This is a genomic window from Citrobacter sp. wls706, from assembly GCF_005281305.1.
Taxonomy (GTDB): Bacteria; Pseudomonadota; Gammaproteobacteria; order Enterobacterales; family Enterobacteriaceae; genus Citrobacter; species Citrobacter werkmanii.
This window is the reverse complement of the sequence record NZ_SZXG01000038.1, coordinates 17269-42988: the sequence shown is the minus strand read 5'-3', so window position 1 is coordinate 42988 and position 25720 is coordinate 17269. Positions and strand designations below refer to the sequence as shown.

Below are 25720 nucleotides of genomic sequence, written 5' to 3'. Positions count from 1 at the left end.
ATTCCTTTGCGAAGAACAATTACCAGGTTTTACCAATGTTAAACTGGAACTGTTCCGCTTTGTCTCCATCGTACTTCTTGAACGGCTGGGCGTAGGAGAAAACCAACGGCCCCAATGGGGACATCCATTGTAAAGCGATACCTGCTGACATACGGATATTGCTCGGATCGCTATAGTCCGGTACATCCGACGGCGCAGATGACGGATCCCAGTTTGTATCCCAAACGGTACCCATATCCCAGAAGAAGGAGGTACGAACCGAGTTGGCATACTTGTCGCTGATGAACGGCGTTGGGGTAATAAATTCCAGGCTGGCTACAGCCATGGCGTTACCACCTACCGCATCATCAGATTTACAGCCAGCTTCCTTGGTACAGTCTTCGTAATCATTATTATCGTCCCAGCTAGTGTGGGCGCCATTTTTATAAACCGCTTTCGGGCCGATAGTATTCGACTGGAAACCACGCACGGTACTGGAACCACCAGCATAGAAGTTCTCGTAGAACGGCATCTCTTTGCTACCGATGCCATCACCATAACCCCACTTGGTACGGCCCAGGACAACCCATTTGTGATCGTCATCAATCGGCACGTAGGTCGCGGTATCCATCGACAATTTGTAGTATTCGTTATCAGAACCCGGAATGGTCACTTTACCATTCAGGTTGACGCGCGTACCGTCTGTCGGGAAGTAGCCACGGTCAAGCTTGTTATATGTCCAACCGTAGTTAAAGGTGAAGTCATCAGCGGCAAAACTGCTGGTATCAGCAGGTTGTCCCATCGACTCAAGATAACGATCCATCGCAATCTGCGGCTGCATGTTGGACAGTTTGTTATGTACATAACCCAGACCAGCACGCAGCGTATTGTATTCGTTAACCGGGAAGCCGAGCGTTACGTCAGTACCATAACTTTTGTTGGTATAGTCGGACAGATCTGCATCATCCGCTTCAAAGTCGTTATAGAAGACGCGGCCGCCAAGGCTCACACCGTCAACGGTGAAGTACGGGTTGGTGACAGATAGCTCAGTATAGGTCTGGTAGTCGTTTTTGGTGCCGTTAATACCGACGGAATAACCGGTACCTAACCAGTTATCCTGCTGAACGCCAGCCTGGAAGCTCACGCCGCTCTCGGTACCGTAACCGACGCCGAAGTTAAAGCTACCGGTGTTACGCTCTTTCACCTTATAGACCACATCAACCTGATCCGGACGGCCCGGAACACGCTGAGTATCAGTATCGACGGTTTCAAAGTAACCCAGACGGTTCAGACGTTCTTTACCCTGGTCGACCAGATCGCTGCCCAACCATGCGCCTTCCATCTGACGCATTTCGCGACGCAAAACGGAATCTTTAGACGTGTCGTTACCTTCAAAGCGAATCTTACGCACATAGAAACGGTTACCCGCATCCACATTTACGCGTAATTTAACGGTTTTGTCGGCATCGTTGATTTCAGGCTGCGACTGAACGCGCGGATAGGCATAGCCATAGCGCCCCAGAAGCTTCTTGATATCATCTTCCATTTTGGTCACTTTGGTGCCGTTATAGAGTTCGCCTGGCTCGATTTTGGTCAGGCTCTCAATTTCGGCGGAGTGTCCGGCCAGGTTACCGCTCACCTCGACTCCAGAAAGCTTGTACTGATCGCCTTCAGTGATGTTAACGGTGATGTAGATACCTTTTTTATCCGGCGTCAGGCTGACCTGGGTAGAATCGATATTGAAACGAGCATAACCGCGATCCAGATAGTAGCTGCGCAGGGTTTCAAGATCGCCCGCGAGTTTCTGTTTCTGGTATTTACGATCGCCCACCACGTTCCACCACGGCACTTCATCACGCAGTTGGAAGTGAGAGATAAGTTCGTCAGTCGAGAAAGCATGGTTGCCGACGATATTGATCTGTTGGATCTTCGCCGAAACACCTTCCTGGAAGACCAGTTTGAGGTCAACGCGGTTACGCGGCAACGGCGTTACCACCGCTTTCACACTGGCGCTGTACTTACCGACGCTATAGTAGAAATCTTCCAGGCCTTTTTCGATATCGGCAAGCGTGGTGCGATCCAGAGACTCGCCAACACGTACGCCAGACGCCTCGAGGTTTTGCTTCAGCATGTCGTCTTTCACCGATTTGTTACCGGAGAAAGTGATGCTGGCAATCGTCGGACGTTCTTTTACCTGAACCAGAAGGGTATCACCATCGCGCAGGACGCGGACATCCTCAAAGTTACCGGTGGCGAACAGAGCACGAATGGTATTACTGATGTCTTCATCATTAACCGTGTCGCCTGTGCGCACCGGCATACTGAGGAGAGCCGCACCAACGGCGACTCGCTGCAGGCCTTCGAAATGAATGTCCTTCACTACGAACCCTTCAGCACCGTATACGGTGGCGCTGCTAAACAGCAGCGACGCTATGAGCAACTTTTTCATCGCCATCGTTATTATGCGTTCTTCCTAACACTCTCTTACAACCGAGAGAAATCATTGAAAAGTGCAAGCCCCATTAACAACACCAGCAAGATAGAGCCAATGCGATAACTAAAGTCTTGAACCCGCTCGGATACCGGACCGCCCTTCAGCTTTTCAATCGCCAGGAACAGCAGATGCCCCCCGTCAAGAACGGGCAACGGAAACAGGTTAATTATCCCTAAGTTCACGCTGATAAGCGCAAGGAACATCAGGTAATAAATCACCCCGAACTCCGCTGACATCCCAGCCCCCTGGGCGATAGAAATCGGCCCACTGAGGTTGTTCAGTTTTACATCACCGGTAATCAATTTTCCCAGCATACTGACCGTCAGCTTCATCAACTGCCACGTTTTATCCGAGGCTTCGAGGATGGCGCTGAAGGGCCCATACTGGCGTACAGTCTTATACTCATCAGGCAGAGGAATAATTTTAGGCACCACGCCCGCAAAACCTTCTGCCTTCCCGTTAACCTGTTTTGAATCTGGGGTTAACGTTAAAGACAAGGAACTTCCTTGTCTTTCAATATCTAGCGCTAACGGCTCATCCGGATTATCGCGCACCAGCGTCACGAACGTCATCCATTGCGTCAGCGGCTGACCATTGACTTTAACGATCCTGTCGCCAGCTTGCAAACCCGCCTTACTTGCAGCCGAGTTAACCTGCACTTCTGACAGCACTGGTTCAATCTGTGGACCGCGTGGGCGAATCCCTAAACTGGAGACGGGATCCTGTTTGTCTGGCTCAAATGCCCAATGGCGTAAATCCAGCGTTTTGTCCTGCCGCTGGTCACTGCCAAACTGCGCCACGCTGAGCGTCGTATGCTCATCGCCAATTTTGGCAACCAACTGCAGTCTCACGGCATCCCAATCAGGGGTTTCGATACCATCAACCGCTTTTAGTTCCGTACCTGGTTGAATTTGCGCCTGCGCAGCAATCGAGTTGGGCGTTATTTCACCAACAACCGGACGAACGCCAGGGACACCGATGATAAACACCAGCCAGTAAGCGAAAATAGCAAAAAGGAAGTTTGCAATCGGACCTGCGGCAATAATGGCTGCGCGTTGCCCAACCGTTTTATTGTTGAAAGCGTAATGGCGCTGCTCCGGTACCACCGGTTCAGCGCGCTCATCCAGCATTTTGACGTAACCGCCGAGGGGGATTAGAGCGATGACGTATTCTGTACCCAATTTATCGGTACGACGCCAAAGCGCTTTTCCAAAGCCAATGGAAAAGCGCTCAACGCGGACTCCGCAGCGCCGTGCAACCCAGAAATGACCAAATTCATGCACGGTGATAAGCACACCGAGTGCGACGATGAATGCAGCCAGATTCCAGAGAATACTCAGCATAAGACCATCCGTTAGAGCGTCCTGAATACCAGTAACAACAGGCAAGCAAAGACCGGTACCGCAGCCGTCAGGCTATCAATACGATCCAGAATACCGCCGTGTCCTGGAATTAAGTGACCACTGTCCTTAATACCTGCTTCACGCTTAAACATACTCTCAGTCAGGTCACCCAGCACGGAGGCCAGGGCTGCAACGATGGAGCAAATAAGCAAGGTGACAGGCGCAACTTCAAGATTCGCCCACATGCCATAACCCCATGAGATCACGGCCGCAGTAGCGAGTCCGCCAATAAAACCCTGCCAGGTTTTACCAGGAGAAACCTTCGGCGCCAGTTTGTGTTTGCCAAACAGCTTACCAAACATATACGCGCCAGAGTCCGCTCCCCAGACGAGGATCATGACATACAGCAGCCATAGCGCGCCACTATAATGATTCTCATCATAGTGCCATGCCCGTAGCGCCAGCATTCCCCAAAAGAAAGGAACAATGGTTAGTACGCCGAAAATTATGCGTAATGTTTTGGAATTACGCCAGACCGACGCCGAACCTGGGTAAAACAGTACCAGTAACAGCGCGACGATCCACCAGCCCAGCGACGCCCATAGCGATACTTCAACCAGCGGCTGATGAATATTGCGATGGTATTCTGGCAGTAAAAATAGCATTAGCGCCAGCAATAGCCCGCACAAAACCGCCAGCCAGACTCGCTGTGTACGCGTGGTAAAACCGCTTAACTGTCCCCATTCCCAGGCGGCCAGCATACAGACGACCAGCGTAACAATGGCGAACCCCACCGGCGGCAGCAAAAACAGCGCCGCGATGACAACGGGTATTAAAACAAAAGCAGAAATCAGGCGATACTTCAGCAAAAGCGACCCCCATCAAGCTTTTTCATCACCGGGCTCGGTGCCGCCGAAACGACGCTCACGATTAGCAAAGGCATGCAGCGCACCTTCAAAGTCTTGTTCATCGAAATCGGGCCAGAGAACATCCGTAAAGTAAAGTTCGGCATAGGCAATTTGCCATAACAGAAAATTACTAATTCGATGCTCTCCCCCAGTCCTTATCACTAAATCCACAGGGGCCAGTTCATGCATACAAATTTGCTGCCCAAGCATCTCTTCATCGATTTGCTCTGGACGCAGCAGACCTTCCTGCACCTGTTGTGCCAGTTGCCTGACTCCCTGGACAATATCCCACCGTCCACCGTAATTCGCTGCAATATTCAGCGTCAACCCGGTATTCTGGGCGGTAAGCGCTTCTGATTTGCGAATCCGTTCTTGCAAACGTGAGTTAAATCGACTGATATCCCCGATAATACGCAGACGTACGTTATGGCGATGCAGGTTTTTCACTTCGCTATCAAGCGCCCACACAAACAGTTCCATTAACGCGCTCACTTCCTGCGCAGGTCGGTTCCAGTTCTCACTGCTAAAGGCATACAGCGTTAACGCATCAATACCGTTATTGGCAGCAAAAGAGACAGCCCGGCGGACGGATTTTGCTCCGGCCTTATGCCCAAAGGCGCGAATCTTCCCTTGCTTTTTCGCCCAGCGGCCATTGCCATCCATGATGATTGCTACATGGCGGCAACCATGTGCTGGCAAATTTTCGCTTAATGGTTTAGTTGCAGACAACATAACGCGTTTTTAGTCCCTGAAAGGATTTACGGTACTCAGGAATACTGAAGCCCTCACACAAAAAAGCCGTGTCAAACCACGGCTTACCCGACCGACAAAAAGCAACTACCCGCGATCGAGTGGCGCAGACTATATCACTGAAGCCCAACGCTAACAAATAGCACGATCTTCCGTAGAGGGATTATCATCAGCTTGAGAGTCGCATCACTGCTTTTCTGGCAACTTCCCGCGCGATGGCATCAACCTTCAGTACGTCATCAACGCTCTGCGGCTCCTGCAAATCCATCTTATCCAGTACGGATAAATTAAGATCGGCAATATCGGTAAATCGAATCTGCTGCGCCAGAAATGCGGCAACGGTAATTTCATTCGCGGCGTTCAGGGCGGTCGTCGCCGCCTGCCCTTGCTCAAACGCGTCCATCGCCAGTTTCAGGCACGGATAGCGCTGGTAGTCAGGTGCGGAAAACGTCAACGCACTGAGTTGGCAAAAGTTGACAGGCTTAACGCCAGACTTCACACGTTCCGGCCATGCCATCGTATGGGCAATAGGTGTACGCATGTCAGGTTCCCCTAACTGCGCCAGAACGCTGCCATCCTGATAACGAACCATCGAATGAATAACCGACTGCGGATGAATCAGCACTTCCATCTGGCTTGCGCTGGCATTAAATAACCAACGCGCTTCAATGTATTCCAGACCTTTATTCATCATGGTGGCTGAATCGACAGAAATTTTTCGTCCCATCGACCAATTCGGATGACGACATGCCTGATCGGGGGTCATAGCAACCAGATCGCGCAATGGCGTTTCACGGAAAGGGCCACCAGACCCGGTAAGCAGCACGGACACGACGCCGTTTTGCTCAAGGTCAGCGTATCCCAGATTGAGTTGGATCGGTTGCGGTAAACTCTGAAAAATCGCGTTATGCTCGCTATCAACCGGCAATAGCTGCGCTTTGTGGCGTTTCACGTCGTCCATAAACAGACGTCCGCAGGTTACCAGAGACTCTTTGTTCGCCAGCAAAATGCTTTTGCCCGCGCGGATCGCCGAAAGCGTCGGCAGCAAGCCCGCTGCGCCGACAATCGCCGCCATAACCTGATCAACATCATCCAGCGCGGCCATATCACAGGCAGCCTGCTGTCCACTCATAACTTCAGTGCGGCTACCCTGCTCCAGCAGAGCCGATTTTAGCAATGCCGCGCTTTTTTCATCGTCCATTACCGCATAGCGAGGAGAAAATTCCAGGCATTGCTCCACCATACGGGCAACATTCTTACCCGCAACCAACGCAGCAACACGAAATTTTTCCGGGTTATGGCGTACTACATCCAGCGTACTGCAACCAATGGAACCGGTTGATCCCAGGATGGTTAATTGCTTCATGAGACATCCAGAAAAATAGGGTATAGGCAGAAAAAGCAAAACGCCGCCATCCAGCCCTTGCAGGCCTTCTAAGCGGCGTTTTTAGCGTACAGATGAATCAGAACTGCATCAGTTCCGTTTCTTTCTCTGCCAGCGCCGCATCAACTTTCTTGATCGCTGCGTCAGTCAGTTTCTGTACTTCGTCCTGAGAACGGCGATCGTCATCTTCGCTGATCTCTTTATCTTTCAACAGCGCTTTCACTTTGTCGTTTGCATCGCGGCGTACGTTACGTACCGCAACACGCGCGCCTTCCGCTTCGCCACGCACGATCTTGGTCAGATCTTTACGACGTTCTTCGGTCAGCGGAGGCAGCGGAACGCGGATGTCGGAACCCGCTGAACTTGGATTCAGACCAAGGTCGGAAGCCATAATTGCTTTTTCAACGGCAGGTCCCATGGAGCGGTCAAACACGTTGATTTTCAGGGTACGGGAATCTTCAACCGTTACGCTTGCCAGTTGGCGCAGCGGAGTCGGCGTGCCGTAATATTCCACGACAATACCATCCAGCAGGCTAGGAGAAGCACGGCCCGTACGAATTTTGCTGATTTGATTTTTGAACGCTTCGACGCATTTGTCCATGCGTACTTCAGCATCTTTTCTGATATCGTTGATCACGTTACGAATCCTTGAAAGCTCGTTTCAGTCAGACCATACCCACCACGCAAGGTGTGACAAGTATAGTCTTGATTAATTTTGAGGGACGTATCCCGCGACATTAAAGCGGAATATTACCTGCATTTAGCCGCAACGGGAATTATTCCGTGATTAACGTGCCTTCTTTTTCACCCATAACAACACGGCGCAGCGCACCCGGTTTGTTCATGTTAAAGACACGAATCGGCAATTTGTGGTCACGAGCCAGCGTGAACGCTGCCAGATCCATCACTTTCAGCTCTTTATCCAGTACTTCAGTGTAGGTCAACTGTTCGTACATGGTCGCCGTAGGATCTTTAGCCGGGTCGGCAGTAAATACGCCGTCCACTTTGGTGGCTTTCAGTACTACATCCGCTTCAATTTCAATACCGCGCAGACAGGCTGCTGAATCGGTAGTGAAGAACGGATTGCCGGTACCTGCAGACAAAATAACAACGCGGTTGTTACGCAGCAGGCTGATAGCTTCCGCCCAGCTGTAGTTATCACACACGCCGTTCAGAGGAATGGCGGACATCAAGCGAGCGTTCACATAGGCGCGGTGAAGCGCATCGCGCATCGCCAGACCGTTCATTACGGTGGCTAACATGCCCATGTGGTCGCCCACAACGCGGTTCATCCCTGCTTTCGCCAGACCAGCGCCACGGAACAGGTTACCGCCACCAATCACTACGCCAACCTGAATACCCAGCTCAACCAGCTCTTTGATTTCCTGAGCCATACGGTCAAGTATGCTTGCATCAATACCGAAGCCTTCTGAACCTTGCAGAGCTTCGCCACTTAACTTAAGCAGAATACGTTTGTAGACGGGTTTTGCATTGGTAGCCATGTTTCTTTCCTGAGACTGTCAACGAATGAGATGAGTTAATTCCGGCGACATTGTATGTCGCTTTTCAGCATGACCACTATAGCGGTTCGCTGAATTTACAAGCCAGACACAAAAAGAAGCCGCCCTCAGGCGGCTCCATTAAAAATTAAGACTGCTTGGACATCGCAGCAACTTCTGCTGCAAAGTCAGTCTCAACTTTCTCGATGCCTTCACCCACTTCGAAGCGGATGAAACCAGTTACGTCAGCATTGTGCTCTTTCAGCAGCTGACCAACAGATTTGCTCGGTTCCATAACGAAAGGCTGGCCAGTCAGAGAAACTTCGCCGGTGAATTTCTTCATGCGGCCTTCAACCATTTTCTCTGCGATTTCTTTCGGCTTGCCAGACTGCATGGCGATGTCCAGCTGAACCTGGTATTCTTTCTCTACCACTTCAGCAGAAACGTCTTCCGGCTTAACGAATTCTGGTTTGCTTGCAGCAACGTGCATTGCCAGCTGTTTAACCAGTTCTTCGTCAGCGCCAGTTGCAGCAACCAGAACACCGATACGCGCACCGTGCTGGTAGTTACCCAGAACTTCGCCTTCCAGGGAAGCCACGCGACGAATGTTGATGTTCTCACCGATTTTAGCAACCAACGCAACACGTTCTTCTTCGAACTGTGCTTTCAGAACTTCAACGTCAGTGATTTTGCCAGCAACGGCAGCGTCCAGTACTTTGTCAGCAAATGCCTGGAAACCAGCATCTTTAGCAACGAAGTCAGTCTGGCAGTTAACTTCCAGAATGAAAGCGATGTTGCCGTCGATTTTGGTTTTGATTACGCCGTCAGCAGCAACGTTGCCTGCTTTTTTCGCCGCTTTGATTGCGCCGGACTTACGCATGTTTTCGATTGCCAGCTCGATGTCGCCATTAGCTTCAGTCAGTGCTTTTTTGCAATCCATCATGCCTGCGCCAGTACGCTCACGCAGCTCTTTTACCAGGGATGCGGTAATTTCAGCCATTCTAAAATCCTCGGAAGATTTGATCTGCCCGGCATGAAACCGCACAGATTTAAAAGTGAAAAAGGGGGCCATATACAGGCCCCCTAACCAAACGTGATACTACCTGGTCTATAAGGGCTCTAACGAGCGTGCCTTATTATTCAGCTTCTACGAAGCTTTCTTCCGCCTGGGAAGCCAGATCCTGAGAACGGCCTTCACGAACGGTAGTAGCTACAGCGCCCAGGTACAGGGTCACAGCACGGATTGCGTCGTCGTTACCCGGGATAACGAAGTCAACACCGTCCGGATCAGAGTTGGTATCAACGATAGCAAATACCGGGATACCCAGGTTGTTTGCTTCTTTGATAGCAATGTGCTCGTGGTCAGCATCGATTACGAACAGAGCGTCCGGCAGACCGCCCATGTCTTTGATACCGCCCAGGCTGTTTTCCAGTTTCTCAAGCTCACGAGTACGCATCAGCGCTTCTTTCTTGGTCAGCTTTTCGAAAGTACCGTCCTGAGACTGAGTTTCCAGATCTTTCAGACGTTTGATGGACTGACGAACGGTTTTCCAGTTAGTCAGCATACCGCCCAGCCAGCGATGGTTCACGAAGAACTGGTCGCAGCTGTTAGCAGCTTCTTTCACCGCTTCGCTTGCAGCGCGTTTAGTACCAACGAAAAGGATTTTACCTTTACGAGCAGAGATCTTGTTCAGTTCAGCCAGAGCTTCGTTGAACATCGGTACAGTTTTCTCAAGGTTGATGATGTGAACTTTGTTACGCGCACCGAAGATGAACGGCTTCATTTTCGGGTTCCAGTAACGGGTCTGGTGACCAAAGTGAACACCAGCCTTGAGCATGTCGCGCATGGAAACAGTTGCCATGATTAAAACCTCTATATATAAAAGTTGGGGTTAAGCCTCCACGCATCCCATATTACCGACCCCAAAGGGCACCCCGGAATATGTGCCGATACGTGTGTGTTGTTACACAAAGTGAGATTTGTCGCTCCCGTCCATCGTGTGTAGTCTTCGAATGGATCGGAAGTCCGGCGCGCTTTATACCACAAATACGCCACCGACACCAATAATTGTTGGCACTCAGTGCTGAATTGAACGATGAATTTCGTGTTACAGGCAGACGGCAAATTTTTGAATCCCCGGGAGCTTACGGCCAGTAAGTGACCGGGGTGAAAAAATGTAGCCAACGCACCTGTGGCACGAAAGGCGAAGTTCAGAATGATTCTCAATTTGGCAGGGTACACCCCTGACTGATACCATTGTCAGCACTTACACAATTATTGCCGAAAATAATCGGCACTGATGGACAGAATTCATGGCTATCTCAATCAAGACCCCTGAAGAAATCGAAAAAATGCGCGTCGCTGGCCGTCTGGCGGCGGAAGTACTGGAGATGATCGAACCGTTCATTAAACCGGGCGTCAGCACCGGCGAACTGGATCGCATCTGTAATGACTACATCGTTAATGAGCAGCAGGCCATTTCCGCGTGCCTGGGCTACCACGGTTACCCTAAATCCGTGTGTATCTCGATTAACGAAGTGGTGTGCCACGGGATCCCGGACGACGCGAAGCACCTGAAAGATGGTGATATCGTTAACATCGACGTGACCGTGATTAAAGACGAATTCCACGGCGATACCTCTAAAATGTTTATCGTCGGCAAGCCCACCATTCTTGGCGAACGTCTGTGCCGTGTAACGCAGGAAAGCCTGTATCTGGCGCTGCGGATGGTTAAACCGGGCATTCGCCTGCGCACGTTGGGTGCAGCGATTCAGAAATACGCGGAAGGCGAAGGCTTCTCTGTAGTACGTGAATACTGCGGTCACGGTATCGGTCGAGGCTTCCACGAGGAGCCTCAGGTTCTGCACTACGATGCAGACGACGGCGGCGTGGTACTGCAGCCGGGCATGACCTTCACCGTAGAACCGATGCTGAATGCCGGTGATTACCGCATCCGCACCATGAAAGACGGCTGGACGGTGAAAACCAAAGACCGCAGCTTGTCTGCTCAGTATGAGCATACTATTGTGGTGACGGAAAACGGCTGTGAGATCCTGACGTTACGCAAGGATGACACCATCCCGGCGATCATCACACACGACGAATAATGTTTTGCCTGATGGCGATGCCTCCGCATCTTATCAGGCCTACAAATTGTACTACTTCGTAGGCCGGATAAGGCGTTCACGCCATCATCCGGCTTTTTAATGGGTGGCGCATAATGAATACTCTTCCTGAACAGCACGCAAATACAGCCCTCCCCACCCTGCCTGGCCAACCGCAAAACCCCGGAACCTGGCCACAGAATGATCTCAACTGCGCCGGCATTAAAGCGCATATCGACACGTTCCAGCGCTGGTTAGGCGAAGCGTTTGACAGCGGAATTTCCGCTGAACAGCTCATTGAGGCCCGTACCGAATTTATTGACCAGTTGCTACAACGCCTGTGGATTGAAGCCGGTTTTGGCCAAATTGCCGACCTGGCGCTGGTTGCCGTTGGGGGTTACGGGCGCGGCGAACTGCACCCGCTTTCCGACATTGACCTGTTGATCCTCAGCCGTAAAAAGCTCCCTGACGCGCAGGCCGAAAAAGTCGGTGAGCTGTTAACGCTGTTGTGGGACGTGAGGCTGGAAGTGGGCCACAGCGTGCGTACGCTGGAAGAGTGTCTGCTGGAAGGTTTATCAGATTTAACCGTCGCCACTAATCTGATAGAAACACGCCTGCTGATTGGCGACGTGGCGCTGTTTCTTGAGCTACAAAAGCATATTTTTAGCGAAGGTTTCTGGCCGTCCGATAAGTTTTACGCCGCCAAAGTGGAAGAGCAAAACCAACGCCACCAGCGTTATCACGGCACCAGCTACAATCTGGAACCCGATATCAAAAGCAGCCCCGGCGGCCTGCGCGACATCCACACTCTACAATGGGTCGCCCGCCGCCATTTTGGCGCAACCTCACTGGATGAGATGGTTGGTTTCGGCTTTTTGACGCTGGCGGAGCGTGCCGAGCTGAATGAATGCTTGCATATCCTGTGGCGCATACGCTTTGCTCTGCACCTGATCGTGAGTCGTTACGATAACCGCCTGCTGTTTGATCGTCAGCTCAGCGTAGCCCAACGGCTAAACTACGGCGGCGAGGGCAATGAGCCTATCGAGCGGATGATGAAAGACTACTTCCGCGTCACACGACGGGTCAGCGAACTGAACCACATGCTGTTGCAGCTGTTCGACGAGGCGATCCTCGCTATGCCCGCCGACGAAAAGCCGCGTCCGATTGATGACGACTTTCAACTGCGCGGCTCCTTGATTGATCTGCGCAGCGATGACCTGTTTATCCGCAAACCCGAAGCGATATTGCGGATGTTTTACATCATGGTGCGTAACAGCGCAATCAGCGGGATTTACTCCACCACGCTGCGCCATCTGCGCCATGCCCGTCGTCATTTAACGCAGCCGTTATGCTATATCCCGGAAGCGCGCTCGCTGTTTCTCAGCATGTTACGCCATCCGGGCGCGGTGAGCCGCGGCCTGCTGCCGATGCATCGCCACAGCGTATTGTGGGCCTATATGCCGCAATGGTCGCATATAGTCGGCCAAATGCAGTTTGACCTGTTTCATGCCTATACGGTGGACGAACACACCATTCGCGTAATGCTCAAGCTGGAAAGTTTTGCCAACGAAGATACCCGCCAGCGCCATCCACTGTGTGTGGATCTGTGGCCGCGCCTGCGGCAGCCGGAGCTAATTCTGATTGCCGCTTTGTTCCATGATATCGCCAAAGGCCGCGGTGGCGATCATTCGGTTCTCGGTGCTCAGGACGTACTCAAATTCGCCGAGCTGCACGGCCTGAACTCCCGCGAAACACAGCTGATCGTGTGGCTGGTGCGCCAGCATTTACTGATGTCAGTCACCGCTCAACGTCGCGATATTCAGGATCCCGAAGTGATTAAGCAATTCGCCGAAGAAGTGCAAACGGAACACCGCCTGCGCTTTTTAGTGTGCCTGACCGTTGCGGATATTTGCGCCACCAACGAAACGCTGTGGAATAGCTGGAAGCAAAGCCTGCTGCGCGAGCTGTACTTTGCCACGGAAAAACAGCTACGGCGTGGGATGCAAAACACGCCGGATATGCGCGAGCGCGTGCGTCACCATCAGCTTCAGGCGTTGGCGTTATTGAGGATGGATAACATTGATGAAGAAGCGCTGCACCATATCTGGTCACGCTGTCGGGCGAACTATTTCGTGCGCCACAGTCCAAATCAACTGGCCTGGCATGCGCGTCATCTCTTACAACATGACCTCAAAGAGCCGCTCATTCTGCTTAGCCCGCAGGCAACGCGTGGAGGAACGGAAATCTTTATCTGGAGTCCGGATCGCCCGTATCTGTTTGCCGCCGTTTGCGCCGAACTGGACCGGCGTAATCTGAGCGTCCACGATGCGCAGATTTTCACCACCCGTGATGGGATGGCGATGGATACGTTCATTGTGCTGGAGCCGGACGGCAGCCCGCTGTCGTCAGACCGACACGAAGCGATCCGTTTTGGGCTGGAACAGGCGATCACTCAGCGTAGCTGGCAGCCGCCGCAACCGCGTCGCCAGCCGGCAAAATTACGTCATTTCACCGTCGATACCGAAGTGACTTTTCTACCAACTCATACCGACCGAAAATCATTCCTCGAGCTTATTGCTCTCGACCAGCCAGGACTGCTGGCGAGGGTCGGGCAGATTTTTGCCGATCTGGGAATTTCGCTGCATGGCGCCCGAATTACAACTATTGGCGAGCGAGTAGAAGATTTATTCATAATCGCCACCGCCGACCGGCGCGCCCTTAATAATGAGCTGCAGCAGGAAGTGCATCAACGGTTGACAGAGGCCCTCAATCCAAACGATAAAGGGTGATGTTTTTATTTATTATGGAAAGAGTTTAACAATGCAGCAGTTACAGAACGTTATTGAATCCGCTTTCGAGCGCCGTGCCGACATTACTCCGGCAAATGTGGATACCGTAACCCGCGAAGCGGTGAATCAGGTTATTTCTTTACTGGATTCCGGTGCTCTGCGCGTCGCAGAAAAGATTGAGGGTCAGTGGGTCACGCATCAGTGGCTGAAAAAAGCGGTCCTGCTCTCTTTTCGTATTAACGATAATCAGGTTATCGATGGTGCGGAAAGCCGTTACTTCGATAAAGTGCCGATGAAATTCGCCGACTATGACGAAGCGCGCTTCCAGAAGGAAGGTTTCCGCGTGGTTCCGCCTGCGGCCGTGCGTCAGGGCGCGTTTATCGCCCGTAACACCGTGCTGATGCCATCTTACGTAAACATCGGCGCTTATGTTGATGAAGGTACGATGGTTGATACCTGGGCGACTGTCGGGTCCTGTGCGCAAATCGGTAAAAACGTACACCTGTCCGGCGGCGTTGGCATTGGCGGCGTACTGGAGCCGTTACAGGCTAACCCGACCATCATTGAAGATAACTGCTTCATCGGTGCGCGTTCTGAAGTAGTAGAAGGCGTGATCGTCGAAGAAGGCTCCGTTATCTCCATGGGCGTATACATCGGCCAGAGCACCCGTATTTATGATCGCGAAACTGGCGAAGTGCATTATGGCCGCGTTCCGGCGGGCTCCGTTGTCGTTTCCGGCAACCTGCCGTCGAAAGATGGCAAATACAGCCTGTACTGCGCGGTGATAGTGAAAAAGGTTGATGCCAAAACGCGTGGCAAAGTGGGAATCAACGAACTGTTACGCACCATCGACTAACAGCAATTTGAAAAAGCGGGCTTAGCCCGCTTTTTTTACATCTGCGAGTGGCGTAAACAAGGCTTTTCGTTAATTATTCAATGGTTATAGTGAGCTTAAGGGTACCGCTATGTATGACAATCTGAAAAGTCTGGGCATTACTAATCCTGAAGAGATCGATCGTTACAGCCTGCGGCAAGAAGCCAACAACGATATCCTGAAAATCTATTTCCAGAAGGATAAAGGCGAGTTTTTTGCCAAGAGCGTGAAGTTCAAATATCCCCGCCAGCGTAAAACGGTTGTCGCCGATGGCGTCGGCCAGGGTTATAAAGAAGTGCAGGAGATCAGCCCCAACCTGCGCTATGTGATCGATGAACTGGATCAGATCTGCCAGCGCGATCGCAGCGAAGTCGATCTTAAACGTAAGATCCTCGATGATTTACGTCATCTGGAAAGCGTCGTGACCAACAAGATCAGCGAAATTGAAGCCGATCTGGAAAAACTGACGCGTAAATAACCGCGAGTGGATGTATTCGTAGGCCGGGTAAGGCGAAGCCGCCACCCGGCATTTTGCCTGATAAGCGTAGCGCCATCAGGCAATCAATGCTGCTCATCTAACTGCAACGCCACATACAGTAGCAGTCTGTCGTCAAAATTCCCCAAATCCAGCCCGGTCAGTTCTGAAATACGATTCAGGCGATATTCCAGCGTATTACGATGAATAAACAATGCCTTTGAGGTCGCCAGCGGCTGAACGTTATGCCGAAACCATGCCGCCAATGTCCGACGCAGCAAGCCGTTATTATCCATTGCTTTTAACCGTACCAACGGACGCGCCAACTCATTGGCCTGCCAGCCGCCGCGCAGGCTGTCCAGCAGTACCGGCAGCATCAGATCCTGATAGAAATAGCTTCGGCTTTCCGGCATCCGCTGCTTACCGACCATCATGGTGGTACGCGCCGTACGATACGAACGGGCAATGCTGCCAGGCCCGGTAAAATAGTTGCCGAGCGAGACGCGAAAACGCAGCTGTCCGTTCTCTTTCATCCGGGTAATAAGCTGTTCAACGCGCTTGCGATGATCTTCGGCATCCCAGCGGCCAAACTGATTGAGCGCGGGTTTCAGCACCACCATCTCAGTCAGGGAAACAATCGCAATCAGATTATTACGCTCTGGCGTGGTCAACGCATTCTGTAATTGCTGTAGCTCAGCCATCGCGCTGTCAACGCCAAGCTGACCGCTGTCGACTTCAACTACCGCTGCCACGCGCGGCTGGTTCAAATCGATGCCTAAACGCTGCGCCCATTCCATTAGCGCCGGGGTATTTTCTTCCGCCTGAATCAGGTTCATCACCAGTTCTTCGCGCAGACGGCTGTCCTGGGCTAAAAGATGCATCAGACGTGACTGTTCCAGCATCATTTCGGCGGTCATACACACCAATTCACCGTATTTACGCAGATGTTCCGGTTCGCCGGTAAGACCGATAACGCCAACGATTTCGCCTTCAAGACGCAGCGGCAGATTGATCCCCTGTCGCACACCGTGTAAATGCCGTGCGACCGCATCGTCAATATCGACCACCCGCCCCTGAGAAAGCACCAGCAGCGCGCCTTCGTGCAATTCACCAATTCGTTCGCGATCGCCGCTGCCGATTATCCGCCCACGGGCATCCATTACGTTGATATTGGTATCAATGATGCGCATGGTACGCGCCACGATATCCTGCGCCATTTTGGTATCAAGATGCCAGCCAGCCATAAACCCTCCTGTGTGCAGAGCTCAAGCATAAGGAAGATAACAAACGACAACATTGTGCAAATGCACAAAGCGCAAGAGAGAAGTATGGAGTTGTGGGAGGTATCACAAAAAGAAACCCCTTCCTGTGCAGGAAGGGGTGAGGGAGATTACTGCATCAATAGATAGATGGAGCTGTCGCCACGCTGAATGTTCAGCGCCAGTACAGCGGGTTTGCTGTCGAGAATTTTGCGCAGTTCGGCGATATTTTTCACCGGTTGCTGGTTAGCACCGATAATCACATCCCCTTTCTTCAGGCCAATCTGTGCCGCCGGAGAATTCGGTTTCACTTCGCTTACCACGACCCCTTTGTCCTGACCCTTGTTGCTCATATCGGCACCTTCAATGCCTTTGAAGATAGAGCTGGAATCAACCTGGGTCTGGCTGCTCTGCTGCAGTTCCAGATTCACTGTAACAGGCTTCCCGTCGCGCAGCAGGCCAAGGTTAATTTTGCTGCCTACCGGCATAGTTCCCACCTGCGCACGCAGGGCGGCAAAGCTGCTGATAGGTTTACCGTTCAGGGAGGTAATCACATCCCCGGCTTTAATACCCGCTTTCGCTGCGGAAGAGTTCGGCATGACCTGGCTGACGAATGCGCCACGCTGGGCGTCAACTTTCATCGCTTTCGCCAGCTCAGAGCTCAGCTCGGTACCCATAATGCCCAGCTCGCCACGTTTAACCTGGCCGAACTCAACCATCTGCGAGGTCAGGTTTTTCACCATGTTGCTTGGGATTGCAAAGCCGATCCCGATATTACCGCCGTCCGGCGCGAGGATCGCGGTATTAATCCCGATCAGCTCACCGTTCAGGTTGACCAGGGCGCCACCGGAGTTACCCCGGTTGATCGCAGCATCGGTCTGGATAAAGTTCTCGTAGTTTTCCGCATTCAGGCCGCTACGGCCCAGCGCAGAAACGATACCGGAGGTAACGGTCTCGCCGAGGCCAAACGGGTTACCAATTGCCACGGTGTAATCACCCACGCGCAGCGCGTCAGAATCTGCCAGCTTAATTGCTGTCAGGTTTTTCGGATCCTGAATCTGGATCAGCGCGATATCGGAGCGCGGATCTTTACCCACGATCTTCGCGTCAAACTTACGGCCATCGCTTAGTTGAACCTTAATTACCGTGGCGTTATCCACCACGTGGTTGTTGGTCACAACATACCCTTTCGCAGCATCAATAATTACGCCGGAGCCCAGCGCCATAAATTTTTGCTGCTGGCCGCCGCCGTTGTCAGCGCCCGGTGCGCCGCCCTGGCAGAACGGGGAACTCTGGAACGGAGAACCGTCCTGGCAGAACGGGGAATTATCACCGAAGAACTGCTGGAAATTACGCGGCATGCGCGGCGTATTCACCGTCGTGCTCCCCTCGACGTTAATACTCACCACCGATGGCATCACTTTTTCAAGCATCGGGGCCAGGCTTGGCATCTGTTGGGCGGTCGTTGCTGAAGACGCCGTTTCAGCCGCTGTTGCAGACAAGGGGGACAACGCCAAACCTAAACTCAGAGCCAGTGCACTCATTGCTAATGTGGTTTTTTTCATGTGTTTCGTTCTCGATTAACAGGTAACGCAAAATTGCTGTATACGTCAGAGTCGTTTTATAGCGCTAAGTTCCAGATTTAAGTTTAAGGAAAAAGTAAAATTTTATTGTCGGCCTTTACAAATGATTATTTATTGTTCTACTGCCATTAACCGGCGATATTCATCCCAGGCGTATAAATCTGTCATCCCGCTGATATAATCCTGAATCAAACGACAGCGATAATAATATTCCAGAACAGAAAACTCAGCGCAGCCAACCGATATTTTACTGACCGCCTCAACATAAGCAAGGCGATGGCGAGTGGACAGCTTCTGAAATAACCGGGACTCGATAGGAAAACGTTTTACTCTTTCATTTTCGACCAGTTCAGTAAAATCTGACTGAGTCATTTTTAATAACGGTTGATAGATTTCCAGCAGCCCGCTGATCACCCGATAGCCCTGTAACTCCAGTTGCTCAACGTCTGGGTGACTAAACACATGTTTTATCGCCACATTTTTATAGACCCCCAGCAACTGGCTGAAGCTACTGGCATCTTCTAACAGCGCGTGATTAAAACATCCCTCAAAAATCTGCGGCAAGTTATCGATAAATCGCTGAGCAGCGTACGGCACCAGTTTATTCAATGTATTAACGCGTAAATACATAAAGAACTGATCTTCGGTACTCCGGCTTAATGTATTTGAACGTGATTTCTCCCAGGCGTTCTCTACCACCAGACTGAACAGGGAACCTTTTTCGTGGTGTCCCCACGCCTCATGCAGATGGTGATAAAGTTGCTCGACGCTAAAGATTCTTTTCTCAACGGCATCTTCCAGATCGGCCACGCAATAAGAGATATCATCGGCAGCTTCCATAATCCAGGTTAATGGAAAGCGACTGTAAGGCGCTAATGATAATTCTTTACGTAACCTCTCAATATACAGTTCTTCAGAAAGATAATAGCCTGGTTTCTTCATTAAATAGTTGTGTGTTGCAGGCGCATTACCACGCCACCACGCCGGACGGGTATATTTCAAAATACCGCCAACCTGCGCCCAGGTAAGATTCATGCGCATCAGGGTATGTACCAGACGAATCCCTTGCGCATTACCTTCAAAATGACATAAATCTTGTCGCACCTTACGGCGAATATCATTCAGCGACTCTTCGCCTTCGCGCAAACGTAATGCCGCCACCAGACAGCGGTCATCGCTGAGTGGCTGACTTTCCGCATCTGCGGGATACAGTCGCTGGCGGAACCAGTCATTAATTGCCGCTTCACCAAAGTGACCAAACGGCGGATTGCCAATGTCGTGCATCAGGCAGGACATTTCGACAATACTTTCAAACGGTCCCGTCAGTTCATCCAGGCCATACTGCTCCAGCAACTTTTGCTCTTTTAGTCGGCTGAGGATCTCTTTCGCGATATAGCGGCCAACCTGCTGAACTTCCATTGAGTGCGTTAAACGCGTGCGCACAGCCGCATTACGTTCCAGCGGAAAGACCTGGGTCTTTTGTTGCAGTCGGCGAATTGCCGGAGAATTGATAATACGTCCACGATCGCTTTCGAAAATACGCAGGATCTCATGCTCAGTCTTCACGCCCTGCGGCGAACGGTAACGACGATGCCAGTTTATTTTTTTTCGGAAATCGATCTGTGCCATGTCCTCTCCCGCCTGAGAAATGCGCTACCCCTTAAGCGCATGATAGACTATGCCCTCAAATCTGGCTTATCGCGAGTAAATCTATGAAAATCGGCATCATTGGTGCAATGGAAGAAGAAGTTACGCTACTGCGTGACAAAATCGAAAACCGTCAGACCATCGCTCTCGGCGGTTGTGAAATTTACACCGGCCAACTGAACGGTACTGAGGTTGCGCTACTGAAATCAGGCATCGGTAAAGTCGCTGCTGCACTGGGCGCTACGTTGCTGCTTGAACGCTGCAAGCCGGACGCCATCATTAATACCGGTTCAGCGGGCGGCCTGGCCTCTACGCTGAAAGTTGGCGATATCGTGGTTTCTGATGAAGCGCGCTATCACGATGCCGACGTCACGGCATTTGGCTATGAATTTGGTCAGCTACCGGGTTGCCCGGCGGGTTTCAAAGCCGATCCTGCACTGATTGCTGCGGCAGAAGCCTGCATTGCAGAACTGAATCTGAATGCTGTCCGTGGGCTTATCGTCAGCGGCGATGCCTTCATTAATGGCTCTGTTGGCCTGGCAAAAATTCAACATAACTTCCCACAGGCGATTGCCGTTGAGATGGAAGCAACCGCGATTGCGCATGTTTGCCACAATTTTAACGTGCCGTTCGTCGTGGTTCGCGCCATTTCTGACGTCGCCGATCAGCAGTCCCATCTCAGCTTTGACGAGTTCCTGGTGGTCGCCGCGAAGCAGTCAAGCCTGATGGTTGAAACGCTGGTACAGAAACTGGCGCATGGCTAAATTACTCTCCAGGGCGCTGGTCGCCCTGCTTTTCACTCTCCCGGCGTTCCTTTACGCCGCACCGCGTGTTGTTACGCTTTCTCCCGCCAATACTGAACTCGCCTTTGCCGCCGGCATTACCCCCGTTGGCGTCAGTAGCTACTCAAATTACCCGCCCGAGGCCAAAAATATTGAAGAGGTCTCAACCTGGCAAGGCATGAATCTGGAGCGCATTGTGGCGCTGAAACCGGATTTGGTCGTCGCCTGGCGCGGGGGAAATGCTGAGCGGCAGGTAAATCAACTGACCGCGCTGGGTGTTAAGGTTATCTGGGTGGATGCTGTTACCATTGAGCAGGTCGCCGATGCGCTACGCCAGTTGGCGCCATGGAGCCCCAGACCAGAGCAGGCCAAACAGGCAGCAAAAACGTTGCTTGATGAATATGCTTTACTAAAATCTCAGTATGCCAACAAACCGAAAAAACGCGTGTTTCTGCAGTTTGGGGCGAATCCTCTGTTTACCAGTGGAAAAGGCTCCATTCAGCATGAGGTTCTTGAGGTATGCGGTGGAGAAAACATCTTTGCCGGCAGTCGGGTTCCATGGCCGCAGGTTAGCCGTGAACAGGTCCTGGCAAGAGCGCCGCAGGCTATCGTTGCCACCGGTGGTTCGGGCGAAACGCTGAAAATTGAGCAATACTGGGGAAACCAGCTAAAAATACCCATTATTACACTTAATAGTGACTGGTTCGAACGCGCGAGCCCGCGTATTATCCTCGCCGCAAAACAACTCTGCAATGCGCTTTCACAGGTAAATTAGCGCCTGCCCCCACCAGGTTTGTTGTGAGGATTTAAACATGCTCGTCTATTGGCTGGATATTGTCGGTACCGCGGTATTTGCTATCTCTGGCGTATTGCTTGCCGGTAAACTGCGTATGGATCCCTTCGGCGTTCTGGTCTTAGGCGTGGTAACAGCCGTCGGTGGCGGGACGATCCGCGATATGGCGCTGGATAACGGACCGGTTTTTTGGGTTAAGGATCCTACCGATCTGGTGGTGGCGATGATCACCAGCATGCTGACGATCCTGCTGGTGCGTCAGCCCCGACGGTTGCCGAAGTGGATCCTGCCGGTGCTGGATGCCGTTGGTCTGGCGGTATTCGTGGGCATTGGCGTCAACAAAGCTTTTATAGCCGGAACAGGGCCTCTGGTGGCGATTTGTATGGGAGTGATTACCGGCGTTGGCGGTGGGATCATTCGTGACGTATTAGCCCGTGAAGTACCGATGATTTTGCGCACCGAAATCTACGCGACAGCCTGTATTATCGGCGGGATCGTACATGCGACCGCGTTTTATACCTTTGATGTTTCACTGGAAAACGCCAGTATGATGGGGATGATTGTCACCCTGCTGATTCGGCTGGCCGCCATTCGCTGGCATTTGAAATTGCCGACGTTTGCGCTGGATGATAACGGGCGTTGATATTGTTTTGCCCGATGGCGCTACGCTTATCGGGCCTGGAACATCTTTCCTGTAGGCCGGATAACACGCTCGCGTCGCCATCCGGCATAACGAACAGCAATCAGATGCTGAAAGAAGAACCACACCCGCAGGTGCTTTTAGCATTCGGGTTAGTCACAACGAAGCGGGAACCTTCCAGACCTTCGGTATAGTCAACCGAACCACCCACCAGATATTGCAGGCTCATCGGATCAACCACCAGACCAACACCTTGTTTCTCAATGGTCATGTCACCATCGTTCACCTGATCATCAAAGGTGAAACCATACTGAAAACCACTGCAACCACCGCCGGTGATATACACGCGTAATTTCAGGTTCGGGTTATCTTCGTCAGCGATCAGGCTTTTTACTTTATTGGCTGCTGCTTCAGTAAATTGCAGTGGCAGCGCTACGTCATCACTCATATTTTGCTCCAAACGACATTGGCAATTGGGCAAATTATAACCCAATGGTTAAAGCCATTATCTAATACCCTGGTATTTCGTTCAAGTATTCTCGCCAGCGGCGGTACCCTGGCTTTTTGCCGCCTGCTCCGCTTCCTGTTTTGCCAGCGTGCGGGCAAGGATAGTCGAGTATAGCGGCTTTCCGCCCATAAATTGGGCTAATAGTGTTGCGCCAAGACAGGTAATAATCATTGGCAAAATGAGCTGATAGTTATCGGTCATCTCCAGCACCAGCACAATACCGGTGAGCGGCGCCCTTACCGACGCCGCCAACAAAGCCCCCATTCCGGCGATGGCGAAGGTCCCGGCCTCGAGGTGATAATGCGGAAAGGAGGCCGCTGCGGCCATACCGAACGCGGTACCAAGCAGCGTGCCCAACGCCAGCATCGGGGCAAAAATCCCACCAGGCGCACCGGACGAGAAGCACAGCAGCGTGGTAATAACCCGGGTAATAAAGATAAACAGCAGCAGACCGACGCTAAAATTGCCTGCCGCAGCAATCGGGATCAGGTTAAACCCGCCACCTGCCGCTTCAGGTTTAATTAATCCAAGGATCCCGCACAGGCCGCCAATCGCACCGCCCATGAGCACCCATTTTTTAATCTCGCCACCGTGGAAACGCTGGAACATGTCCTGGGTACGCAACACCATGGTATTAAACAATGGTCCGACGCAGCCAAAAATAATCCCCAGCACCAGATACAGCCACAGCGTATTCACCGGCGCATTGGAGAGCTTGCCAACTTCAATAATCGGGGCTTCACCGTTGAAAACGCGAAACACAATGCTCGACATGATGACGCCGGTAAACACGGCTTTGATCGACACGAGGTTATAGCGAAACTGTGGACGCATCTCTTCAATAATGAACAGGATCCCCGCCAGAGGAGCATTAAACGCCGCCGACAAGCCCGCTGCGGCACCGGTAGCCAGCAGGGTATGCCGCGCTTCGGCGCTGCGCATACGGAAAATATCCAGCACCATGCGTCCAATGTTGCCGCCAATCTGCACGGTCGGCCCTTCTCGCCCGAGCACCATCCCAGCGCCCAGTGTGCCCATACCGCCGATAAATTTCACCGGCAGAACGCGCCACCAGCGCACGGGTCGTAACTCTTCCAAAGCGCCTTCAATCTCTGGGATCCCCGAACCGCCCGCTTCCGGTGCAAATTTACGCACCAGAAAATAGCCGACCATCGCCAGCAATGCAGAGAGGATAAACGCCAGCGGCCACAGCAGAATGGCATGGTCCGCAACCTGAGCCAGCGCGCCTATGCGCTGATTCTGCACCCAGGTCACCGCTTTCTCAAAGGCTACGCCCACAAGTCCCGTCACGGTACCCACTACCGCGGCCATTAAGAGGATCGCCAACGGCGTTTTATCTCGTTCCAGGAGTCGACGGATTTGATCCCTGCGGCGTAAACGCACAATTTGCTGTGCTTCAAAAGAGGGAGTGTCTGTCTTCATCAGATGATCATTAATTGGTAATACAAATACGGAATCGGCATTCTACTCGCACATTTCACGAAAATCCCCTGCAAATCGCATTGTTTCAATTGCGTAAAACTTTCATAACCTTCTCTGAATAACTAGAATAGCGGGCATTTACTTTTTCTACGAACCAGGACCCCATCCATGAGTAAGTCTGAAAATCTCTACAGCGCAGCACGCGAACTTATCCCTGGCGGCGTTAACTCCCCCGTTCGCGCCTTTACTGGCGTGGGTGGTACTCCGCTGTTTATCGAAAAAGCGGACGGCGCGTATCTGTACGATGTCGATGGTAAAGCCTATGTCGACTACGTCGGTTCCTGGGGACCGATGGTACTGGGTCACAACCATCCGGCAATCCGTAATGCGGTGATTGAAGCCGCAGAACGCGGTTTAAGCTTCGGCGCGCCAACCGAGATGGAAGTGAAAATGGCGGAGCTGGTCACTGAACTCGTGCCGACCATGGACATGGTGCGCATGGTGAACTCCGGTACGGAAGCGACAATGAGCGCCATCCGTCTGGCGCGCGGTTTTACCGGTCGCGATAAGATCATCAAATTTGAAGGCTGCTACCACGGCCATGCTGACTGCCTGCTGGTCAAAGCCGGTTCCGGCGCGTTAACGCTGGGCCAGCCGAACTCCCCTGGCGTTCCAGCTGATTTCGCGAAACACACCCTGACCTGCACCTATAACGATCTCTCTTCAGTGCGTGCAGCGTTTGAACAGTACCCGCAGGAGATCGCCTGTATCATTGTTGAGCCGGTCGCCGGCAACATGAACTGCATCCCGCCGCTGCCAGAATTCCTGCCAGGCCTGCGTGCATTGTGCGATGAGTTTGGCGCGCTGTTGATTATCGATGAAGTGATGACCGGTTTCCGCGTGGCACTGGCCGGTGCGCAGGATTATTACGGCGTTGTTCCGGACCTGACCTGCCTGGGTAAAATCATCGGTGGCGGGATGCCCGTTGGCGCATTCGGTGGCCGTCGTGATGTGATGGACGCGCTGGCGCCGACCGGTCCGGTTTACCAGGCGGGTACGCTGTCCGGTAACCCGATTGCAATGGCGGCGGGCTTTGCTTGTCTGACCGAAGTGGCCCAACCGGGTATTCATGAAACGCTGAACGAACTGACAACGCGTCTGGCGGAAGGTCTGCTGGAAGCGGCCAAAGACGCTAATATTCCGCTGGTGGTTAACCATGTGGGCGGGATGTTCGGGATTTTCTTCACCGATGCAGAAACCGTGACCTGCTATCAGGATGTGATGGCATGCGACGTTGAACGCTTTAAGCGTTTCTTCCACATGATGCTGGATGAAGGGGTTTACCTGGCGCCTTCTGCCTTCGAAGCGGGCTTTATGTCTGTGGCGCACAGCGAAGAAGATATCAATAACACCATCGACGCCGCGCGTCGGGTGTTTGCGAAACTGTAAAAGAGAACGTACAGAA

General features: G+C 52.2%; 22 protein-coding genes and 1 pseudogene. 8 read left to right on the top strand and 15 right to left on the bottom strand.

What is annotated here, in order from left to right; genetic code table 11:
* Positions 1 to 19: 19 nt before the first annotated feature.
* The 9 genes from bamA to rpsB form a co-directional block, all read right to left on the bottom strand.
* Complete coding sequence (gene bamA, locus FDW92_RS19400; RefSeq protein WP_042312173.1) at positions 20 to 2434, bottom strand: outer membrane protein assembly factor BamA; 2415 nt, start codon at positions 2432 to 2434, stop codon at positions 20 to 22.
* Positions 2435 to 2463: 29 nt separating this feature from the next.
* Positions 2464 to 3816 (bottom strand): sigma E protease regulator RseP, encoded by a 1353-nt coding sequence (gene rseP, locus FDW92_RS19395; RefSeq protein ID WP_042312175.1) that lies wholly within the window; start codon positions 3814 to 3816, stop codon positions 2464 to 2466.
* Positions 3817 to 3827: 11 nt separating this feature from the next.
* The gene (gene cdsA / locus FDW92_RS19390) at positions 3828 to 4685 is read right to left on the bottom strand and encodes a phosphatidate cytidylyltransferase (protein WP_038637406.1); all 858 of its coding nucleotides are present in this window, start codon (positions 4683 to 4685) and stop codon (positions 3828 to 3830) included.
* Between the two features lie 12 nt (positions 4686 to 4697).
* The gene (gene ispU, locus FDW92_RS19385; protein ID WP_032940405.1) at positions 4698 to 5456 is read right to left on the bottom strand and encodes a (2E,6E)-farnesyl-diphosphate-specific ditrans,polycis-undecaprenyl-diphosphate synthase; all 759 of its coding nucleotides are present in this window, start codon (positions 5454 to 5456) and stop codon (positions 4698 to 4700) included.
* 187 nt (positions 5457 to 5643) lie between these two features.
* Complete coding sequence (ispC, locus tag FDW92_RS19380; RefSeq protein ID WP_042312180.1) at positions 5644 to 6840, bottom strand: 1-deoxy-D-xylulose-5-phosphate reductoisomerase; 1197 nt, start codon at positions 6838 to 6840, stop codon at positions 5644 to 5646.
* 97 nt (positions 6841 to 6937) lie between these two features.
* Complete coding sequence (gene frr / locus FDW92_RS19375) at positions 6938 to 7495, bottom strand: ribosome recycling factor (RefSeq protein WP_006686783.1); 558 nt, start codon at positions 7493 to 7495, stop codon at positions 6938 to 6940.
* Between the two features lie 139 nt (positions 7496 to 7634).
* Positions 7635 to 8360 (bottom strand): UMP kinase, encoded by a 726-nt coding sequence (pyrH, locus tag FDW92_RS19370; protein WP_003018549.1) that lies wholly within the window; start codon positions 8358 to 8360, stop codon positions 7635 to 7637.
* 145 nt (positions 8361 to 8505) lie between these two features.
* Positions 8506 to 9357 carry a translation elongation factor Ts gene (tsf, locus tag FDW92_RS19365; RefSeq protein WP_003018551.1) on the bottom strand — a complete coding sequence of 284 codons (852 nt, stop codon included), beginning with the start codon at positions 9355 to 9357 and terminating at the stop codon, positions 8506 to 8508.
* A 136-nt stretch (positions 9358 to 9493) separates the two neighbouring features.
* A complete protein-coding gene (gene rpsB / locus FDW92_RS19360; protein ID WP_003018553.1) occupies positions 9494 to 10219 on the bottom strand; it encodes a 30S ribosomal protein S2 in 726 nt (241 codons plus the stop codon).
* 451 nt (positions 10220 to 10670) lie between these two features.
* Between rpsB and map the strand changes: the two genes are divergently transcribed.
* The 4 genes from map to FDW92_RS19340 all read left to right on the top strand — a co-directional run bounded on the left by map (position 10671) and on the right by FDW92_RS19340 (position 15603).
* Positions 10671 to 11465 (top strand): type I methionyl aminopeptidase, encoded by a 795-nt coding sequence (gene map, locus FDW92_RS19355; protein ID WP_038637400.1) that lies wholly within the window; start codon positions 10671 to 10673, stop codon positions 11463 to 11465.
* 113 nt (positions 11466 to 11578) lie between these two features.
* Positions 11579 to 14251, top strand: a complete 2673-nt coding sequence (gene glnD / locus FDW92_RS19350; RefSeq protein WP_042312181.1) for a bifunctional uridylyltransferase/uridylyl-removing protein GlnD — start codon at positions 11579 to 11581, stop codon at positions 14249 to 14251.
* A gap of 31 nt (positions 14252 to 14282) precedes the next feature.
* Positions 14283 to 15107 carry a 2,3,4,5-tetrahydropyridine-2,6-dicarboxylate N-succinyltransferase gene (dapD, locus tag FDW92_RS19345; protein WP_006686779.1) on the top strand — a complete coding sequence of 275 codons (825 nt, stop codon included), beginning with the start codon at positions 14283 to 14285 and terminating at the stop codon, positions 15105 to 15107.
* 109 nt (positions 15108 to 15216) lie between these two features.
* Entirely contained in the window at positions 15217 to 15603 is a 387-nt protein-coding gene (locus tag FDW92_RS19340) for a DUF3461 family protein (RefSeq protein WP_003018562.1), read from the top strand.
* 83 nt (positions 15604 to 15686) lie between these two features.
* Here the strand turns inward: FDW92_RS19340 and cdaR are convergent, their stop codons facing one another.
* The 3 genes from cdaR to dgt all read right to left on the bottom strand — a co-directional run bounded on the left by cdaR (position 15687) and on the right by dgt (position 20071).
* Complete coding sequence (gene cdaR, locus FDW92_RS19335; RefSeq protein WP_042312184.1) at positions 15687 to 16844, bottom strand: DNA-binding transcriptional regulator CdaR; 1158 nt, start codon at positions 16842 to 16844, stop codon at positions 15687 to 15689.
* A 146-nt stretch (positions 16845 to 16990) separates the two neighbouring features.
* Entirely contained in the window at positions 16991 to 18424 is a 1434-nt protein-coding gene (gene degP / locus FDW92_RS19330; protein ID WP_042312187.1) for a serine endoprotease DegP, read from the bottom strand.
* A gap of 129 nt (positions 18425 to 18553) precedes the next feature.
* The gene (dgt, locus tag FDW92_RS19325; protein ID WP_042312189.1) at positions 18554 to 20071 is read right to left on the bottom strand and encodes a dGTPase; all 1518 of its coding nucleotides are present in this window, start codon (positions 20069 to 20071) and stop codon (positions 18554 to 18556) included.
* 83 nt (positions 20072 to 20154) lie between these two features.
* Here dgt and mtnN point away from each other — a divergent pair, with 83 nt between their 5' ends.
* From mtnN to FDW92_RS19310, 3 genes are read left to right on the top strand one after another with little or no spacing between them, the layout of a single operon-like run.
* Positions 20155 to 20853 carry a 5'-methylthioadenosine/S-adenosylhomocysteine nucleosidase gene (gene mtnN / locus FDW92_RS19320; protein WP_042312191.1) on the top strand — a complete coding sequence of 233 codons (699 nt, stop codon included), beginning with the start codon at positions 20155 to 20157 and terminating at the stop codon, positions 20851 to 20853.
* Positions 20846 to 21646: a vitamin B12 ABC transporter substrate-binding protein BtuF gene (gene btuF / locus FDW92_RS19315; RefSeq protein WP_042312193.1), complete on the top strand. Its 801-nt coding sequence runs from the start codon at positions 20846 to 20848 to the stop codon at positions 21644 to 21646. Before mtnN ends, btuF begins: the two co-directional genes overlap by 8 nt.
* Before the next feature lie 37 nt (positions 21647 to 21683).
* On the top strand, positions 21684 to 22307 hold the full coding sequence (locus FDW92_RS19310; protein WP_038637378.1) for a TRIC cation channel family protein: 624 nt from the start codon (positions 21684 to 21686) through the stop codon (positions 22305 to 22307).
* A 100-nt stretch (positions 22308 to 22407) separates the two neighbouring features.
* On the opposite strand, the gene erpA is transcribed toward FDW92_RS19310, so the two are convergent.
* The 3 genes and pseudogenes from erpA to clcA all read right to left on the bottom strand — a co-directional run bounded on the left by erpA (position 22408) and on the right by clcA (position 24255).
* Complete coding sequence (erpA, locus tag FDW92_RS19305; protein WP_006686771.1) at positions 22408 to 22752, bottom strand: iron-sulfur cluster insertion protein ErpA; 345 nt, start codon at positions 22750 to 22752, stop codon at positions 22408 to 22410.
* Positions 22745 to 22810, bottom strand: a pseudogene (gene yadW, locus FDW92_RS23140) (small protein YadW). The gene erpA and the pseudogene yadW overlap by 8 nt, the downstream one beginning before the upstream one ends.
* Positions 22811 to 22833: 23 nt before the next feature.
* The gene (gene clcA, locus FDW92_RS19300) at positions 22834 to 24255 is read right to left on the bottom strand and encodes a H(+)/Cl(-) exchange transporter ClcA (protein WP_042312194.1); all 1422 of its coding nucleotides are present in this window, start codon (positions 24253 to 24255) and stop codon (positions 22834 to 22836) included.
* A 168-nt stretch (positions 24256 to 24423) separates the two neighbouring features.
* Between clcA and hemL the strand changes: the two genes are divergently transcribed.
* The gene (hemL, locus tag FDW92_RS19295) at positions 24424 to 25704 is read left to right on the top strand and encodes a glutamate-1-semialdehyde 2,1-aminomutase (RefSeq protein WP_042312195.1); all 1281 of its coding nucleotides are present in this window, start codon (positions 24424 to 24426) and stop codon (positions 25702 to 25704) included.
* Positions 25705 to 25720 lie beyond the last annotated feature (16 nt).

Bases quoted from the DNA above. Each gene is read 5' to 3' on its own strand.
- bamA (WP_042312173.1), bottom strand. From the start codon at position 2,434: ATGGCGATGAAAAAGTTGCTCATAGCGTCGCTGCTGTTTAGCAGCGCC.
- rseP (WP_042312175.1), bottom strand. From the start codon at position 3,816: ATGCTGAGTATTCTCTGGAATCTGGCTGCATTCATCGTCGCACTCGGT.
- ispU (WP_032940405.1), bottom strand. From the start codon at position 5,456: ATGTTGTCTGCAACTAAACCATTAAGCGAAAATTTGCCAGCACATGGT.
- ispC (WP_042312180.1), bottom strand. From the start codon at position 6,840: ATGAAGCAATTAACCATCCTGGGATCAACCGGTTCCATTGGTTGCAGT.
- pyrH (WP_003018549.1), bottom strand. From the start codon at position 8,360: ATGGCTACCAATGCAAAACCCGTCTACAAACGTATTCTGCTTAAGTTA.
- tsf (WP_003018551.1), bottom strand. From the start codon at position 9,357: ATGGCTGAAATTACCGCATCCCTGGTAAAAGAGCTGCGTGAGCGTACT.
- rpsB (WP_003018553.1), bottom strand. From the start codon at position 10,219: ATGGCAACTGTTTCCATGCGCGACATGCTCAAGGCTGGTGTTCACTTT.
- map (WP_038637400.1), top strand. From the start codon at position 10,671: ATGGCTATCTCAATCAAGACCCCTGAAGAAATCGAAAAAATGCGCGTC.
- glnD (WP_042312181.1), top strand. From the start codon at position 11,579: ATGAATACTCTTCCTGAACAGCACGCAAATACAGCCCTCCCCACCCTG.
- dapD (WP_006686779.1), top strand. From the start codon at position 14,283: ATGCAGCAGTTACAGAACGTTATTGAATCCGCTTTCGAGCGCCGTGCC.
- FDW92_RS19340 (WP_003018562.1), top strand. From the start codon at position 15,217: ATGTATGACAATCTGAAAAGTCTGGGCATTACTAATCCTGAAGAGATC.
- cdaR (WP_042312184.1), bottom strand. From the start codon at position 16,844: ATGGCTGGCTGGCATCTTGATACCAAAATGGCGCAGGATATCGTGGCG.
- degP (WP_042312187.1), bottom strand. From the start codon at position 18,424: ATGAAAAAAACCACATTAGCAATGAGTGCACTGGCTCTGAGTTTAGGT.
- dgt (WP_042312189.1), bottom strand. From the start codon at position 20,071: ATGGCACAGATCGATTTCCGAAAAAAAATAAACTGGCATCGTCGTTAC.
- mtnN (WP_042312191.1), top strand. From the start codon at position 20,155: ATGAAAATCGGCATCATTGGTGCAATGGAAGAAGAAGTTACGCTACTG.
- btuF (WP_042312193.1), top strand. From the start codon at position 20,846: ATGGCTAAATTACTCTCCAGGGCGCTGGTCGCCCTGCTTTTCACTCTC.
- FDW92_RS19310 (WP_038637378.1), top strand. From the start codon at position 21,684: ATGCTCGTCTATTGGCTGGATATTGTCGGTACCGCGGTATTTGCTATC.
- erpA (WP_006686771.1), bottom strand. From the start codon at position 22,752: ATGAGTGATGACGTAGCGCTGCCACTGCAATTTACTGAAGCAGCAGCC.
- clcA (WP_042312194.1), bottom strand. From the start codon at position 24,255: ATGAAGACAGACACTCCCTCTTTTGAAGCACAGCAAATTGTGCGTTTA.
- hemL (WP_042312195.1), top strand. From the start codon at position 24,424: ATGAGTAAGTCTGAAAATCTCTACAGCGCAGCACGCGAACTTATCCCT.